Here is an 18689-nt window from a genome sequence, read left to right as displayed (position 1 = left end):
CACGAACCCGCCAAAGCGGGTTGGCAGAACACCGCCGACCGCAGTAGGAATCCCCGCCCTTTAGGGCGGGGAGGATGTCAAACAAACAAATAAGGAGTTGCTGGGATGGATTTAAAGACTAAATTAACGGACATGATTGAGCTTGTACGTTCAAATCCTGACAATCAGGAACATCGTTTGACATTGATTCAATATCTCTGTCTGAGTGCCAAATGGGAACAGGCCCTAAAGCAAATCGGGCAATACCAAAAACTTTTTCCTGATACTCAAAAGCCCCTGATGCTCTACCTTATTGAAAACATTTCTGCCGAAATGCGTCGCCAGGCAGTCTTGGAAACACAGCAAAAACCCAAAACTCTGGAACAGCACGCAAGTAAACTCGATATTCTTCAAAAACAACTCTCTTTAGTTGCTCATGTTGCAGAGAAAAAAAGCTCTGCCCTCACTACCGACTACGAAGCCTTATCCGACTGTATCGACAGTACGCCGGCACACATCACTTATCTCCTGGCAGATAAATCAGTTGCCGAAACCGACAGCAACTGGATTATGGATGGCGACGTACGTACTGCTTTTGTTTATGAATTCTTCTATCAAGGCCACTACTATTGGCAAACTTGGGACTCTATTGAAAGTATAGCTTTCAAAGCACCAAGCTCGTTGCTCGACATCATCTGGAGGTCGTCTGAAATCAAATTTACCGACGGCGAATGTATCCAATGTACCAGTCCTGCCCGCTATACCGTTTTGCCGGATGCAGAAACCGAATGGTCGGATATGTTGATGAACTGTTCGCAAACAGACTGGATAGAAGTAGCCGAACAGCTCTTTACAGGCATGGGTCAAAAAACCCTGTATACCGACAGCCATGATTTTGGTCTCTTGGATATTCGCAATATCAAATTCGGACAACAGCGTTAAACCTTACCCATCCTCCAACTACCGCAATCAATCATGTCGCAATTCAGAAACCAACTGCTGCCTTCTTTGTTTGACAGACTGACAGATAAAGAGCCGCACAAAAAAAAAGAGGCACGCCCCGATCAGGTCATCAATCTTGACCAATATCGGCAGGCAGTGCTGCGCGATATTCTTTACCTGCTGAATACCTACAACATGCAAGCGGAGGCCATGGAGAAAGATCTGCCTGTCAATGTGCGCTCGTCCACACTAAATTATGGCATTCCGCCTCTGTCGGGAGTGAATTTCTCCGACATAGAATGGCAGGATGTAGAACAAAATATCAAACAAGCCATCATCGATTTCGAACCACGCCTTGAAAGCAAAACCCTGCAAGTTATCGTAAATACCGTAGACGATGATGACGATACTTTACACAACAAACTCATTATTGAAATCAAAGGTTACCTGAAACTCAATCCTTATCCCAAAGAGTTCCTGTTGCGAACCAGTATGGATGTTGAGACAGGATTGTTTGACTTATTAGATGGGGGAAATAGGTCTTGAATAATAAATTATTGTCTTACTACAGTAAAGAACTGACCTTCCTGAAGGAAATGGGCAGGGAATTTGCACAGCAATACCCCAAAATCGCCTCCCGCTTGGCACTGGATACAACCGATATCCCCGACCCTTATGTCGAAAGGCTATTGGAAGGTGTAAGCTTTCTCACTGCACGCACCCAGCTCAAGCTGGATGCGGAATATCCCCGTTTCGTACAAAGAATCTTAGAAGTCGTTTACCCTGACTTCATCAATCAGAAACCGGCGGCAGCTATTGTCAATTTGGAACCTACCGGTCAATACAACGCCGACGTTATCAATCTGCTGGAACGTGGCAGAGTATTACGTTCATTGCCTATCGACGAATTCAAAGTAAGTTGCCCGTTTTCCGTAACCAAAACCACTGAAATCCTACCGTTACGCATAGAAAAAGCCAAATATACCGATTCGCTCGGTTATTTACCAAGCACACTCCCTGCGCTCAAACCATCTTCCGGAAAAAAAGTGCAATCTGCTTTGCGTTTGGACTTCTCGCTCAGCGTACCTGGCGCATGTTCGGAAATGTTGCCGGATGAATTATCTGTGTTTTTAGGTACAGAACTTTCTAAGTCATCTGCACTGCTGTTTTTGCTGGCCTCAGAATGCGTAAGCGTCGTTTACCACAGTTATGAGAATCCCAAACAATGGTATTACCCGTTGTCCTCCAAACCGGAACATCGGGGATTTCGGGAAGATGAAGCCTTATCGTTTAATTTGGACAAATCCGTCAGTGCATTCCGGATTATGCAGGAATACGCGCGTCTGCCGGAAAAATTCCTGTTTATCGCTCAAAAAGATATCAAACAAGCTGTCCGTCAGGCTGAGAGTGACGGACATTTACCCAAAGTACCCGAACATTTGGAAGAAATCGTAAACGATAAGGGCGTCAATAAAAAAATCATTACTTACCGCAAACGCTATTTCAGTCTTTCATTTTTATTCAGCAACAAAATACCTGAATTGACAGAACTGATCGGCGTAGAGGATTTTTCTGTCAATGCGGTGCCGGTGGTGAATCTATTTAGAAAAAAAAGCTCCCGCTTTCCTGTAAATATCCAAGATCAGGAACACCACGTCATCATCGACCGTACGCAGCCTTTGAATTATGAAGTCTACGCCATCGAACAAGTAAAAGGCTTCGACACCAACAACCGTCAAACCGTTGCATTTTCGCCGATGTACAAAGCGCCGGATATGGGACTCTTCCCCGAAGCCCAAACTCAGCATGCTTATTTTTCAGCACGGCGTGCAGACAGAGTTCCATCGGAAAATTCTGTCAAAAATGGCTTCCGTTCTTCCTACTTAGGCAGCGAAGTGTTTTTGTCTCTGGCCGACAATCGGGATTACGCCTTCAATTCCGGCATACAACATCTTTCCGTAGATGCTTGGTGTACCAGCAGGGATTTACCACTGATGATGCCGCGCGACGGAGAGTCTGATTTCCTGATTGAAGGTTTCCTGCCGGTTAACTCTATTAAGCTGATTTCTAAGTTAACACGTCCTCAAGCGGCTATGAGTGAGGATCGAACGCTTTGGTCTTTTTTAAACCAATTAAGCTTGAACTATCTGTCATTATTAAACATCGACCAAGAAGATGCACCCGTCACCTTAAAAGAGCTTTTAATGGTGTTTATTTCTTCCGAAAATGATTTGCTGAAAAAACAGATTGAGTCGATTACACGTGTTGAGACTTCCACCGTGAACAAGGTAGTCCGTCATTACGGAGTTGCGGTGCCTGTTCGAGGCATCAAAATCACGGTTACGCTGGATGAAGCGCAATTGGGCGGTATCCATCCCTTCCTGTTCGGCTCAGTTTTAAACCATTACTTCCAACGTTTGGTGTCGATTAACTCATTCATACAGCTTCAAATTGACACACTCCAACAAGGACATATGGCTACTTGGCCGACTGCTGTTGGAGAGAGGGTAATCGTATGAGCCCAATCAACGCTCAAACAGATTTTAGCGACTCATTGGACGATATGTGGGATGAAAAACTGACTGGCTTTTTAAATAAAATCACCTCCCAGCCCTATAAATACGATTATTTTTCACTCTTGCGCCAGCTTGAATCCGTCAAATTTGTTACTGGCGGAAAATTATTAGGCAAAGCCGTCAGCCCGAAAATGGAAAAAATAAGGATTCGCCAAGAGCCATCACTTATTTTTGCTCCTCGCAACATCCAGTCGGTTGCCCTATCGCCGCGTTATGTGGAAATTTCCATCAACGGATTCGGTTTGTTCGGACCATCAGGTCCCCTGCCTTTGCATTTGACCGAATATGCCTATGAGCGCCAACATCAACACGGCGACCGAGCATGGACCGGTTTTGCCAATATGTTGCAACACCGTTTGGCTGTCTTGTTCTATCGGGCATGGGCCAACGCTCAAAGCATTACTTCTTTAGACAAAAATGCTGAAGACCGTTTTGGGAAATATATCGCCAGCTTTAACGGGCTGGATACACCGACCACACATAATAAAGGCTTAATCCACGAATTTGCCAAACGTTATTTTGCCGGTCTGTTGATGAAGCAAAGTCGTTCGGCAGCCAATCTTCAACAACTGCTCAACCGTTATTTCAAAGTCCCCGTTACCATTCAAACCAATGTCGGGTATTGGGTTGAGGTTGCAGAAGAAAAAACGCAAATCGGAATCATGGGTAACTATACGCTGGGAGATGGCTTGCTGCTGGGTGACAAGCTTTACGATGTTCAAAGTAAATTCCGCATCATCATCGGCCCACTTACCCTACCCGCTTACCGATCATTCTTCAAAGACGGCATCAATACCGCCCGCTTACGAGAGTGGGTAAGACTGTTTGCCACAGATGAATATGAATGGGATATACAGCCTGTTTTAATGCAAAAAGAAGTACCGCTCATGGACTTAGGCGGACAAACACAACTCGGCTTAACAACTTGGCTGGGGAATGTTTCCCGTGATGCCGGAGACTTGATCGTCAGCAACCATTAAACAGCCTTTTCAGACGACCCCTTTGTTAGGAAAAGCTTCTTTCAAACTATTTTTAGACATACTTGGAATAACTTAATTTAAGGACACATCATGTCAAACATCAGCCGCAGCGTATTATTTGGCAAGTTGAATACCACCTTGTATAAAACTCTGGAAAATGCCTACACCTTCTGCCGTCTTCGTGAAAACAGTTACGTTGAGTTGGTTCACTGGCTTCATTCTCTGTTGCAAACCGAGAAAACCGACATCTTCTGTCTGATCAACAGTTTTAATTTAGACGAAGCCAGAGTCCGCAAAGATGTATTGACAGCGGTTGAAAAACTTCCTGCCGGCTCGACTGCTGTCATCGATTTTTCCGAACATATCCAAACCCTTGTCGAGCAAACTTGGACATACAGCTCGCTCAAATTCGGTACCGACAAAATCCGTACTGCTCATATTTTCTACACCATTCTGGAAAATAAAACTTTGCAGAGTATTGTAGCCAATATTTCCTCTGAGTTTCTCAAAATCAAACCAGAAACATTGGCGAACAATATCATCGCTATTACTGCGAACTCTGAAGAAAATCTCGGTGTTACCCAAAACGCCTTATCTTCGGAGCCTAATGCTACCCACAAAGAAAGTGCCTTGGCCAAATACGGCAGCAATCTCACTGAAAAGGCGAAGAATGGCGAAATAGATCCCCTTACCGGTCGCGATGCCGAAATCAGACAAATGATCGACATCCTGATGCGCCGCCGTCAAAACAATCCGATTCTCACAGGTGAAGCCGGAGTCGGTAAGACAGCCGTAGTCGAAGCATTGGCATTGCGTTTGGCTACTGGAGATGTTCCGCCCGGATTGAAAGACGTTCAATTAATCCTGCTGGATATCGGTTTGCTCAAAGCAGGTGCCAGCGTCAGCGGAGAATTTGAATCACGTCTCAGAGCAGTGATGGATGAAGTGGAATCCAGCCCGATTCCCATTGTGCTCTTTATCGACGAAATCCATACCTTGATTGGTGCAGGCGGTGCAGCCGGCACGGGCGATGCAGCCAACCTGCTCAAACCTGCACTGGCCCGAGGCAAACTCCGTACCATCGGCGCAACAACATGGGCAGAGTACAAAAAATACTTTGAAAAAGACCCTGCCTTAACCCGTCGTTTCCAAGTAGTGCAAGTGGATGAGCCGGACGAAAACAAAGCCATCAACATGCTTAGGGCATTGAATGCTTCTTTGGAAAAACACCATAACGTGATTATTCTCGATGAAGCAATTCAGGCAGCCGTAAAGCTTTCCCACCGCTACATCCCTGCACGCCAACTTCCCGATAAAGCTGTCGGCTTGATTGATACTGCCTGCGCGCGAGTTGCAGTCAGCCAGCATGCTGTGCCTGGCAGTATCGAGTTTCTGCGCAAGAAATCCGAAGCATTAAAGCTTGAACAAGAAAATTTGGAACGTGAGAAAAAACTCAGTTTCGATTCTGAAACACGGATAACCAATATCGGTAAAGAACTGACTGAAATCGAAGGTCGCCTGAAAAAATTAGAAGACAGATGGAAATCTGAAACAGACTTAGTTACCGAGCTATTGGATGTGCGCGAACAAATCATGCATGCGGAAGAAGGAACGGCTGAGAAAGAAAGTAAGCAGCTGTACACCCGCCAAAAAGAGCTGGTTAATAAACTGAAAAAACTACAAGGTATTCAGCCGCTGGTTATGCCTTTAGTGGATAGCCGTACCGTTGCCGACGTTGTGGCTGATTGGACAGGTATTCCCGTTGGTAAAATGATGAAAGATGAAGTTAAGGCTGTCTTGCAACTTGCCGACACTCTAAACAAACGCATCATTGGCCAACGTCATGGTTTGGATGCAATCGCCCGTCGTATCCAAACATCACGTGCGAATCTGGATAACCCTAACAAACCTATCGGCGTTTTCTTGTTGGCAGGTCCTTCCGGCGTGGGCAAAACCGAAACGGCATTGGCTTTGGCTGATACATTGTACGGCGGTGAACAAAACGTAATTACCATCAATATGAGTGAATATCAGGAAGCTCATACCGTATCCACCCTGAAAGGCGCGCCTCCGGGCTATGTCGGTTATGGTGAAGGTGGTGTACTGACCGAAGCCGTACGACGCAAACCTTATAGCGTTATCTTGCTTGATGAAGTAGAGAAAGCACATCCGGATGTGCACGAAATCTTCTTCCAAGTATTTGACAAAGGCTGGATGGAAGACGGTGAAGGTCGTTATATCGATTTCAAAAACACCATCATTATCCTGACTACCAATGTAGGGACGGACTTGATTATGGATATGTGTGACGACCCTGAAATGCTGCCTACTCCGGAAGGTTTAACCAAAGCCTTGCGTGTTCCTATGTTGAAAACCTTCCCTGCCGCGCTATTAGGCCGTATGCAAGTGATTCCTTACTATCCGCTATCTGACGATATGCTCTCAAAAATTGTGGAATTGCAATTAGGCCGTATCGTAGATCGAATTAAAAACAACCACGGTATCGACCTGCACTACACGCCTGAAGTGCTAAAACTGATTACTTCGCGCTGCACAGAAGTAGAGTCAGGTGGCCGTATGATTGATGCAATCCTGACCAACACGGTTCTACCGCAAATCAGTCGTGAACTGCTTACCTCTGCAACTCAAGGCAAACAAATTTTAAGCGTAAATATTGATGCAAGTAATCATGACTTTACTTATCAATATAAATATAAACTTCGTAAGAAAAATGCTTTATAATTTTAGATAATATTAACAAAATTTAGTATTTCTAATCAATTAGAACAAACCTATTTATTTCCCTAGTAGTCATATATTGTATGACTGATTTAAATATTTGTTGTCAGAACTAATCAATATTGATGGACTTGAAGGCAATTAAAATGCATAAACAACTAATAAAATATATATCATTCTTAATGATATCCTTAATGGTAAGCTCATGTGCTTCCGACCATAAACCCCCTAAAGAATCTGATGAGAGTGGGGAAGAAATTGATGTACAAATCATAGTTTCTCCTGATGTGAATCCTAATATAGTTGGTCAACCTTCTCCCATCAGGCTGGATTTATATCAGTTGTCTTCTGATGGAGAGTTCAAAAAATCAAACTATTTTGAACTTACCAACAATGCCAAAGAAAATTTAGGTGAGAAGTTAATCCAGCAGAACCAATTCATGCTGCATCCTGATACGGTTACCATATTGCCGATTAAAATGGATTCGCACCTGAAATATCTAGGCGTAGTCGCAAGTTATCGAGATTTGAATAACAGTCAATGGAAATTGGTGTTATTGAAGCAGAAGAAACAATGGTATCAATTTGGTAAACATTATTTCTATGTAAACGTTGGTAAAAATAAATTAACCCAATTATCAAAGTTAGAAATGGAGGATATGTTAAAGAAATATAAAGAGCGGCACCCTGACGATAAAAAAATTAAAGAAAATGGAGAAGTACGCAAATACGGCAGCGACCTTAGTAAGGGCATTTTCCGTGAAGAAAAATAATAACTAAAAAATTAAGGATGAAGGCATGGCAATGGAAGCAAAAGTAGTATGGTCAGAGGGTATCTTTATTACTCCTCAACATTTCCAGCAATTTGAACGTTATCTTGAATCCGGCTTACGCCAATTAACCGTTTCTCAAGGGGGTCATTTTTGGGGATTCTCTTCGCTGGTATTAAATTCAGACAGCCTCAAACGAGGGGTAATTAGTATTAATGAAGCAGAAGGGGTTTTTCCCGATGGCTCTGTATTTTTGTTCTCGCAAAAACAGCTCGAAAATCTGACTCTAAAAGTTCCTGCAAATATTAAAGACACCAAAATCTGCCTAGCTGTTACTCTGCCTTCTTCTGTAAATAATGAGATTTATTTTCCAAATCAGGACTCTTCAGACTCATGTCGCTACAAAGCTTTTAATAAAACTCTAGCAGACACTACAAATACTGAATTAGATGGTCGTCAGGTAACACTGGCAGATCTTAATCCGATGTTAGTTTTAGAAAACGACTTAACCAGCGGACAAACTGCCCTGCCCATTGCTCTCATCCGTTCCAGCTCTGCGGACTTTGAAATCATTCTGGACGAATCATATATTCCACCTTGTCTCGGAAGTCAAAAGCAACAGCATCTAAAGGCTTATATTTCAGAGATCTATGGTTTATTGATGCAAAAAAGCAATAGCTTGGCTAATGCTGTGAATGATCCTAATACCGGCGGCTCTGTTGAAGTTATGGACTTCATGATGCTTCAAACCATTAATCGATATTTGGCATATTTGCATCACGAAAATGAAGGCGCACGACAAACACACCCTGAACAATTATTTATTAATTTATCCAAACTATGCGCTGATTTAATGACCTTCCTGCCTTCTCGCAAAGTAGGTGATATTCCAGTATATGAGCATAATGACCTAGCCTCATGTTTCGGTAAGTTATTTTTCAATTTACGTAAATCATTATCTATCGTGCTTGAACAACGAGCGATTAGGATTCCGCTTGATATGCGTGATGAAGCGACTCGCGTTGCTCAAACACCAGACCAAAGTTTACTGGACAAAGCTTCATTTGTTCTTGCGATTAAAGCCGATATGCCGAACGAAGCATTGCGCCAAAAAATTCCTAGTGTAGTAAAAATAGGTACTGTGGAAAAAGTAAAAGAATTGGTTGCTTACCATCTGCCTGGAATCAGGGTGCACGCTTTATCTGTAGCACCAAGAGAATTGCCATACCACAGCGGTTATGTCTATTTTGAATTGGACAAAAAGCACGAGTTGTGGGACATGTTTGATACTTCATCAGGCATGGCCTTCCATTTAGCCGGTAATTTTCCGAATTTAGATGTTGAATTTTGGGCAATTAAGTCTTTAAGTTAATTTGGTTTAATTTGGAATTTCATTATGGATAACCAGAATAATGCTGCACACAGCATCGCAAATATTTATAACCCTTTGATTGAGGCAGCCAAACCGGTTTTTATCTTAGTCAATGCGATGCGGCAAACTACCAGTCAATTGTCTACCGACAGTTTGATCAACAAATTTTCTATCCTAATCAATAATTTTGAAGAAAATGCTGAAAAAAATGGAGCAAGGTATGATGCTATCCAAGCTGCAAAGTACTGCCTATGTACATTCGTAGATGAATTAGCTGTTCGGGCGGGTTGGGCAGATGAAAGTTGGTCCCAAAACAGCTTGTTGGTATCTTTCTATGACGAAACATGGGGCGGAGAGCGTTTTTTTGAGATTATTCAAAATCTGAAGCAGGATCCGGATAAAAATATTGATTTATTAGAGTTCATGTACTTATGTTTGCAATTTGGCTACAAAGGCAAATATCAAGTATTAAACAGTGGTGAACTCGAAATTGACAAAATCAAAAGAGACTTACTTGCCTTAATTCACAGCAAACGGCCGGATCAAACTGCTGAGCTTTTCAAACACAATCCAATTATTACCAATACCATCCAACGAAAACAGAGACTTACCATTCCTTTATGGGTAGTAGGTGTTTTAGGAGCTGTTGTCTTAGGAATAGGCTACTTTGCTATGCAATGGTCTTTAGGTAATGATTTTGATACCGCCAGTACAAAAGTCAACAATCTCAAACTTCCTCCTGTCACAGCCAAACAGCAAGAAACACAAGGCACCATTCGGTTACGGCCTTTATTGGAAAATGAAATCGCCAGAAAGCTAGTCTCTGTAGAAGACTTCCAAGATAGAAGTACGGTTACTATTTTGGGTGATGGTCTTTTTGAGTCTGGTTCTGCGCAAATCCAAGACCAATATTACCCTGTTTTGGCTAGAGTCAGCCAAGCTCTAGACAGCGTAGAAGGGCAAATCGTAGTTACCGGATATACTGACGATAAACCTATTCAAAGCTTGAACTTCCCATCTAACTGGCATCTCTCTCAGGCTCGGGCTGATGCAGTAAAAGAAATTTTATTGAATTACATCAAAAATGGTGGAACACGTATTCGTTCTGAAGGACGTGGCTCAACCGATCCTGTTGCTCCAAATGATACTTTGGAAAATAGAGCTAAAAACCGAAGAGTTGAGATAACCCTATTCACAACGGGAACAGGTCCTAAACTGGGTAGTGCAGTGGAAGTAAAAACCAATTCTTCAACTACTCAGCCAAGCAGCGATGTGAGTACACATCAATAATCTGAAATTGGATTGATACGGAAAAACAAATATGAAAAAAATTCTTTATTTTCTAGGCTCCCGTTCTTTATGGGTAATGCTGGGTATCGCCGGTCTGATTATATTGGTATGGTTTATCGGTCCACTGATTTCCATAGGTAAAATCCGTCCTTTAGCAAGCAAGGTTATTCGCCTTGCTGTATGTGCCGCTATTGTCGGTATTTGGTTAGCTAAAGCTATATTTCGCCAATATCGTGAATCACGCCGAAACGCTGCCTTACTGAAGGAAATTCGTGCAGCGCAAGAACCCATCTTAAAAAATGCAAGCGATGTCAGCTCAATGAGCCGTCAGTTTGCTGAAATGGATAAAGTACTGAAAAACGCCAAATTCTCCAAATCTAAAAATAGTTTATTAGCGAGATTGGAAGAAGGTCAGTACCTTTATCAAATGCCGTGGTATGTTGTTTTAGGTGCAGCCGGCTCCGGTAAAACAACGGCGTTAAAACGTTCCGGTCTCAACTTCCCCCTAGAAAGCACTTTAGGAACATCTGTAAGTGGCTTGGCAGGAACGCGTGATTGCGATTGGTTTTTATCGGATGAAATTGTACTTCTCGATACTGCGGGCAGATTGTCGTTACATGACAACCACAGTAATAAAGACTCCAGCGACTGGGAAGAATTTGTATCCCTTCTGAAGCGTTACCGTCCCAAACAACCTATTAACGGTGTATTGGTTACCGTAGGAGTAGATGACCTTTTGGGAGGTAAAACCAATATCCCCGAAATTTCTGCAGAGCTTCGCAAAAGAATCCATGAGATGCATACTAAATTAGGTATACATTTCCCCGTTTATCTCATGATAACCAAACTGGATTTACTGCATGGTTTTGACAAATTCTTTGATCATCTGACTGAAGAACAAAGAAATCAATATCTGGGAATTTCTCTTTCTGATACGGAAGGGACGGAAACTCCTATTGCCACTGCTTCCAACGCTTTATCGGAAGTTGTAGATAAATTGCGCTCCTCTATGTTGGGCACTATTCACCAATTGGAATCTTCTGAAGATAAAGCCGCAGCTTTTGCTTTTCCTGAAGAATTTGAACGTCTTAATCAGGCGGTACTTTCTCTATTCAAAGAGTTATCTAAATCTTCGAAATTTGAGCAACCTATTTCATGGAGAGGTGTTTATTTTTCAAGCGGCACCCAAACAGGGCAACATTTCAATCCTATCTTGGATGGCTTGCAAAATGATTTCCAATTATCGAAAAAATACTTGGATTCGGATCGAACCAAAACTCAAAACAACGAGCGAAGTTTTTTCCTGAACAGACTTTTTTCTGACGTTATCCTAAGTGAAGCAAACTTGGCAGGAGAAAATAAATCATGGTTTGTTAAAAAACAAATGCTCTATTGGTTAGGCATTGGAGCTATTGTTGCCATAATTGCCGCTTGCTTGGCCATGATGCTAAACAGTTACTCAAATAATCGCTCATATCTTGAGCAAGTTGGCGATAAAGCAACCAAATTAAGCCAAGAAGCGAAAAAATACACTGAAGCTCCCAATCTACTCGAAGCGGTAACATTTGCAGAACATGTCAAAGATACGACCGGCAGTAAAGAGATTCTGAATCTCTCTTCCCCTCCTCTTAGCTATCGCATAGGGCTTTACCAAGGCAGGCAAATGAAAGACGTTGGAGAATCTGCCTACCGCAGAATCCTTCAAGACAACGTGATGCCTTTAATCAGCTTTAAATTAGATGAACTTCTGCGTACAACCAGCGGCTCAGTCGGAGTTAATGGCTACAATGCTTTAAAAGCTTATCTGATGATGTATGACAAAGAACATTTTGATGCCGCTTTTATGCAAAACTGGCTGATGACTAATTTATCTAAAGCAGAATCTTCAGGCATGAGCAACCAACAGAAAAAATCTGTTGAAAAAGCTTTACACCAGATTCTTTCCAAGCAAAGCATTACTCCTAGCGCACCCTATGATGAAGCATTGGTTGAACGTCGTAGGCAAGAAATTGCCCAAAGAGATATTGCAACTATGGTGCTGGAGGATACCATCAATACTGTTACTCTCTCAGGCCAAGAAGGAATCACACCTGTTTCTCTTTCAAGTATGGGCGGTGTGCAAAGCCACTTATTGTTCCGTCGTAAAACCGGCGGAGCTTTAAAAGAGCCTATTGACTTCATTTATACCAAAGAAGCCTACATTACCAAAGTATTACCTGCTATGGTTAAATCGGCAGAACAATTTTTTAATGAAGATAACTGGGTATTGGGTAGCTATGCCTCACAAAGCCAAAGTAAAGCTACTGTTCTTTCTGATGCTCAAAAGCTTTATTTCAACAATTACATCAAGGCATGGAATAACTATTTGTCTGATTTGTCATTGGTTGTACCTAAATCATCTCGAGAAAGTATTCAGATTGCCAAACTTTTGTCAGAGAAAAATTCGCCCTTGGTTAACATTATCAAAGGTATCAGTGACAACACGACGCTTACCATTGATAAAAAGATAACCGATAAAGCAGACAGTAAAATTGCCGACTGGTTAAATAGAGCAGGTCTGTCAAAGCTTTTAGACACTGAAGGAGAGGCCAATGAGAAAGATGAATTGGCTGCTTTGAAACTGGCCACTCCTGTTGATGATGCTTTTGCAGATTTTCATAGCTTAACTGAAACCACAAACGATCAACCTCCGGCTATTAACAGCGTTACTGAAGCCATTAATGATCTGTACGTTTATTTGGTTGCTGTTAATGTTGCAGTTGAAAAAGGCGTAGATTTACCTCCTGATGATCCGTTTGTGAAATACAAAGCTGAAGTAAACCGGCTTCCTATGCCTTTCCGCCCAATGTTAGACAGTTTTTCTGAGATTATTTTGAACAACACTGACAAGATTGTCGATGAAAAACTTATGTCCACCTTGGAAAAACAGTTGGCAACCGTAACAAACAGTTGCCAAGAAATACATCAACAGGGTTACCCTTTTGATAGAGGATCTGAGACCAATGTTGCCTTGGAAAGCTTTAGCAATATATTTGGTCCAAACGGCATGTACAGCAAGTTTACCAATTTGTCAGGGGAGGCCGCCATATTGGCGCGTTCAGAAAAACTGGAAACATTAGCGGCCAAAAACAGCGCATTTAAAGAGCGTTTTTCCAAACTGAACGACATTGCAACAATCCGACAAGGATATTTCGACAAAGGATCTGAAACGCCTACTTTTGGCTTTACAATCAAGGTATTGCTCCTTGATCCCAGCCTGGAAAGTGTGAATGTTTCTTATGCTGGGAAAAGCTATGTATACAGTCATGGCCCAGTCAATCCTGCAACCTTTACCTGGCCCTCAAAAGAAGAAAATGCCTTGGCAAGAATCGATGTTTCCTCTCCGCAAATCAATAGTGCGGGTATCAGCTCAACCGGACCATGGTCAATATTCCGTCTGATTGAAAAAGGAAAAATCATTCGTCAAACAGGAAACAATACCGTTGTCGAATACAACATCCAAGGCAAAAACGTTATGCTTGAATTTACTACTTCTACAGCCTTCAACCCCTTTAATTTAAATAAATTAAGGAATTTTCAGTGCATTTGAAGGTCGTAGTGCGAATGTAAGCAGGTCGTCTGAAATCACATATTCCAACAAGTTTCTGCCACAGCCCTGTGTGTGATTGAAAAATAGAAAGTCTGACATTGAAGCGAAATTGGTTTTTAATGTAAACAAGGAATTTCCCGAAATGAATAGAACAGTTGTTGCTCATACACCTTTGGGATCACAACTATTATTCAAAAAAATGCTTGGAACAGAATTTGTTTCAAACCTTTTTGAATTTAATATCACTTTAATTTCCAAAGATTCCAATTTACAAGGCAAAGATATTATCGGACAACCAATAACATTGGAAATTGATACAGAAGCAGGCAGTCCGCGTTATTTGAACGGTTTGGTGACTGACTTCGGCTATATCGGCGAAGATGAAGACGAAGAAGACTATCATGCCTACACCTGCACAGCTCGTCCGTTTATGTGGTATCTCACCCAAAATACCGACAGCAGAGTATTTGTCGATAAATCCGTTCTGGATATTGCCAATGAAGTCTTATCTCCCTTCGGATTCCCCTTTCAGGTTAAATGCCAAAAAAGCTACCGTACAAGGGGCTTTTGTGTTCAATATCAGGAAAACAGTTTTGACTTCCTGAGCCGCCTATTTGAACAGGAAGGCATCTACTATTACTTTACCCACAGCAACGGTTCGCACGAGCTGGTTATTGCTGATGATGTCGGTATTCTGGAAGCCATCTCTTCTCCTAACATTCCTTACCATTCCAAAAATACTGCACCCGGAGCACCCAACATCGCCTATATCGATGTTTGGGAGGAACGTGATGCCCTGAAATCCAGCCAGTTCGTGACTCAGGAATACAATTATAAAAACGCCAAAGTCCCGATGAAATCTTCTGACTCGGTTCACGATTTCAGTTCTGTCCCGATGGAGCATTATGATTTTTATACCGGCTTTAGCGATGTTTCCGAAGCGCAAAATTACAGTCAGGTACGCAGTGAAGATTTGAAAAGCCAAACTAAGATCATTACCGGTTCAGGTACTGCATTGACGGTGGCTCCGGGTTATACGTTTACCCTAAGTAAGCACCCGCATTCATCATCAAATACCGAATACACCATTCTGAAAGCAGATTATGATTTTGAAGAAGCCGGCTATACTACCGGCGATCGTATCGGCAAATTCAGAATTTCATTCCGCGTATTGCCCAAATCCTACCCATACCGCCCTCCCCTTAAAACGCCAAAACCCAAAGTTTTGGGCACACAAGCGGCGACGGTAACGGGTCCTGCCGGAGAAGAGGTTTATACCAACGAGTATGGCGATATTAAAGTGCAATTCCATTGGGACCGCTACGGTAAAATGGATGAAAACAGCTCCAACTGGGTTCGGGTAACGCAAGGTTCTGCCGGTGCGGGATACGGTTCTATCAACACCCCGCGTATCGGTGAAGAAGTGCTGGTCGACTTCATCAACGGCGATGCCGACCGACCGATTGTATTGGGTCGTCTGTACAACAGCGCAATGTCGCCACCATGGGGCTTTCCTGCCGCGGCCAAACAGTCCGGTATCAAAAGTAAAAGTTTTAATTCACCACTGGCCAACTTCAATGAACTGATGTTCAACGATACTGCCGGTTCCGAGATGGTCAATTTCCAAGCGCAAAAAGACCTGACCTCACTGGTTAAAAATAACGAAACCCGCAACGTTAACAACGACCGTACCACCACAATCGGTAACAACGAAACCGTTACAGTAGTAGGCGATCGGGCGAAAACCGTCCAAAAAAACGAAACGGCTTCAATTACCCAAAACCGCACAAAATCGGTGGGTCAAAACGAGACCTCCAGCATTACCAAAAACCAAAGCATTAGTGTAGGAGACAATCAAAGTACCAGCGTAGGTAAAGACCAAAGCGTCAACGTGGGTAAAAATCGCAGCCGTTCTGTCGGTTTGAACGAGAAAGTAGGCATAGGACAGAGCCAAGCGTTGACTATCGGACAGGATCAGAACGTTGCTGTCGGCAAAAACCAAGCTCTGACCGTCGGTGCCAACCGCAACAAGACCGTTGTAGCCAACGAAGTCAGCAGTATCGGCGGCAACAGACAGGAAACCGTCAGCCTGAATGGCATGAACAATGTCGGTATCGGACAGATGACCAACATCGGTGCAGGCTATATGTTGAACGTCGGTGCAGGCTGGATGACCAATGTTGTCGGCGCAGAAATGCATAGCGTCGGTTTGGTGATGGGTCTCAACGCCGGTATGAACATCGGTCTCAACGCCGGTCGAAACATCACCCTGTCCGCAGGCAAGAAAATTACCATACAAGTCGGTAATTCTATGATTTTGATTGATAAAAACAAAATCAGCATCGTCAGTAAATCGATCAAGATCGTCGGTACGAAGGAAGTGGATATCGATGGCAAAAAAGTCGATATCAACTAGAGAAGATGCGCCATGTTTGAGTTGCAGAACTTTACCTGCTTTCATACGCAGCAGTTTAAAAACATCGACCAAACAGATCGGGCTTATGATGTAGTCGTTGCCAAAGTCAGCTACGAGTTTGAAATTGACCCGGAAACAGGAAAAACGGAGTTTGCGTTTGCCCGTACGCAAACGCCGCTCACGTTTGCCGATACCTATTACGGCGATCCTTCGCAAACCTCGACTCAGTTTGAAAGCGACTTCAGCCTCTACAAACCCAAAACCGACTTGGTCGTCAATGCAACTGCCTACGCACCCGACGATGTTCCCTCTCGGCAATTTGCCGTATCCGTAAGTATCGGCGATTACCAAAAAAGCCTGGCGCTTACTGGAGAGCGTTACTGGGTGCGGGAGGCGGCAGGATGGTCTTTGAGCGAACCCGACCCCATCCTTTCCCTACCTATCCGCTATGAGTTTGCCTTTGGCGGCAGCGCAGTCGAAGACGACCACACAGGCTATCAGCAGAACGCCATCGGTATCGGCTACTATCCGAAGGCCGAACTCAAAAAAAACGGGTTCAAGCGGACGCTGAAAGCTCATCAAATCTACGACCCTGCACACCCGGTGCGCGATCCGTCCGATAAGGCCGAGCCCGAAGGCTTCGGCTTTATACCCCGTTATTTCGCACTGCGTGCCCAACATACCGGTACTGCCGATGAGCAATGGATAGCCAACCGCGCTCCGCTACTGCCTGAAGATTTTTCTATGGCCTATTGGAACGGCGCCCATCCCTCGCTGCAACTTCCCCATCTGAAACCTAACCATATTTACGAACTGACCTTTACCGGCATGGTGCATTCCTTCCAAGCCCCCAACCAACGCTTTACCGTTGATTTGCCAGTAGAAACGGTGTTCGTCCACGCCCATACGGCAACTAACTCGTCATTGTGCAAAGATATGGTATTGGACACCATACTTGTCGATGTGGAACAACGCCGCATTGATTGCAGCTACCGCACATCTTTTCCGGAGGAACTGGAAATTGCGGCATGCCAGCTCAGATTCATCGCCCGACACGAACGAGCAGATCAAATCGCGGCCGCTCAAGACTGTCGGGATTCTCAGGATGAATTTATCCCAATCCCGCCATCTTTGGCAGCACACATATAAACCACGCATAGGTTGTCTGAAACTCCAAACCCTCATTCGCCCAGCTTTCAGACGACCCCATCCCCAACAGGAGCAAGCCGCCATGGCCGTCAATAAAATCGCCCGTAAAAGCAGTGACTTCAGGGTCGTCTTTACCGTCCCCGATTTCTGCTGGCCGCCCCCTCCCGCTCCACCGGCCGCACCCCCTATCCCCTTCCCGCTCTTCGCCGACTTGGGCGGCGCTAAAACCGTCGCCAAAGACGTACGCCTCAACCGCAAGCCCGCCTTCGTCTTCAATGCCAGTAAAACCAACCGCACTACCGGTGACGAACCCGCCATACCCGGCCGCAAAGGGGTGTTGTCGCGTACCGCCACCAAACCTGCCTGGCCGATGATGCACTCTTCTTCGGTTAAAATCCGCAAGCGCCACATCATCCGTGCCGGCGATATGTTCCACATGAACAACAAGTTCAAGAAGAAACTGCCGCCCAAACCCTGTATTTCCTGTAAAGCCGCCGCCGCTGTCGGCCGCCCGGTCAATCCGATACACGGGCTGAAGTTTTTGGAGGGTGAAACCGACTTTGCTTTTGAAGGCATCCTGCCGCTGGTCTGGAGCCGCAGCTATTATTCCGACCAAGACGGTACCGGCTGGCTCGGCGAGGGCTGGAGCGTGCCGGGCTGCCAACGCATCATCCGCGATGCGGCGGGATTGGCCTATATCGACGATCAGGGCCGTTTGTTCCCGCTGCCGGAAGTCGATGAAGACGATGAAGAGCCGGTATTGTTCGAGAGCGAACAGATCTGGTTCAGTAAAAATCCGGACGGCCATTATGTCATTGCGTCGCTGGACGGTTCGATAGCGCTGCGCTTTGCGCCTTTGGCGGTGGCGGAAGACGGTTCGGACGAGG

At 44.1% G+C, this 18689-nt stretch carries 12 protein-coding genes; all 12 read left to right on the top strand.

Annotated elements, in window-relative coordinates:
• The first annotated feature begins 105 nt into the window (after positions 1–105).
• Entirely contained in the window at positions 106–921 is an 816-nt protein-coding gene (locus tag KEM39_RS09005; protein WP_211709867.1) for a type VI secretion system accessory protein TagJ, read from the top strand.
• Positions 922–954: 33 nt separating this feature from the next.
• Complete coding sequence (gene tssE, locus KEM39_RS09000) at positions 955–1467, top strand: type VI secretion system baseplate subunit TssE (RefSeq protein ID WP_211709865.1); 513 nt, start codon at positions 955–957, stop codon at positions 1465–1467.
• Positions 1464–3440, top strand: a complete 1977-nt coding sequence (locus tag KEM39_RS08995) for a type VI secretion system baseplate subunit TssF (protein WP_211709863.1) — start codon at positions 1464–1466, stop codon at positions 3438–3440. The genes tssE and KEM39_RS08995 overlap by 4 nt, the downstream gene beginning before the upstream one ends.
• A complete protein-coding gene (tssG, locus tag KEM39_RS08990; protein WP_196429025.1) occupies positions 3437–4477 on the top strand; it encodes a type VI secretion system baseplate subunit TssG in 1041 nt (346 codons plus the stop codon). The genes KEM39_RS08995 and tssG overlap by 4 nt, the downstream gene beginning before the upstream one ends.
• Positions 4478–4567: 90 nt before the next feature.
• Positions 4568–7219: a type VI secretion system ATPase TssH gene (gene tssH / locus KEM39_RS08985; RefSeq protein WP_211709862.1), complete on the top strand. Its 2652-nt coding sequence runs from the start codon at positions 4568–4570 to the stop codon at positions 7217–7219.
• A 143-nt stretch (positions 7220–7362) separates the two neighbouring features.
• Positions 7363–7989, top strand: a complete 627-nt coding sequence (tssJ, locus tag KEM39_RS08980; protein ID WP_025457426.1) for a type VI secretion system lipoprotein TssJ — start codon at positions 7363–7365, stop codon at positions 7987–7989.
• A 25-nt stretch (positions 7990–8014) separates the two neighbouring features.
• Positions 8015–9358, top strand: a complete 1344-nt coding sequence (tssK, locus tag KEM39_RS08975; RefSeq protein ID WP_211709861.1) for a type VI secretion system baseplate subunit TssK — start codon at positions 8015–8017, stop codon at positions 9356–9358.
• Between the two features lie 24 nt (positions 9359–9382).
• Complete coding sequence (tssL, locus tag KEM39_RS08970) at positions 9383–10648, top strand: type VI secretion system protein TssL, long form (protein WP_211709859.1); 1266 nt, start codon at positions 9383–9385, stop codon at positions 10646–10648.
• Positions 10649–10679: 31 nt separating this feature from the next.
• On the top strand, positions 10680–14237 hold the full coding sequence (tssM, locus tag KEM39_RS08965) for a type VI secretion system membrane subunit TssM (RefSeq protein WP_211709858.1): 3558 nt from the start codon (positions 10680–10682) through the stop codon (positions 14235–14237).
• A 142-nt stretch (positions 14238–14379) separates the two neighbouring features.
• Positions 14380–16653 (top strand): type VI secretion system tip protein TssI/VgrG, encoded by a 2274-nt coding sequence (locus tag KEM39_RS08960; protein ID WP_211709856.1) that lies wholly within the window; start codon positions 14380–14382, stop codon positions 16651–16653.
• A gap of 12 nt (positions 16654–16665) precedes the next feature.
• Entirely contained in the window at positions 16666–17802 is a 1137-nt protein-coding gene (locus KEM39_RS08955) for a DUF2169 family type VI secretion system accessory protein (RefSeq protein WP_211709854.1), read from the top strand.
• 82 nt (positions 17803–17884) lie between these two features.
• Positions 17885–18689: PAAR-like domain-containing protein (locus KEM39_RS08950; RefSeq protein ID WP_211709852.1), on the top strand; the 805-nt coding region annotated here is incomplete at its 3' end.

The organism is Neisseria sp. Marseille-Q1983 (assembly GCF_018224585.1).
GTDB lineage: Bacteria > Pseudomonadota > Gammaproteobacteria > Burkholderiales > Neisseriaceae > Neisseria > Neisseria polysaccharea.
This window is presented reverse-complemented; position numbering and strand designations above follow the sequence as displayed.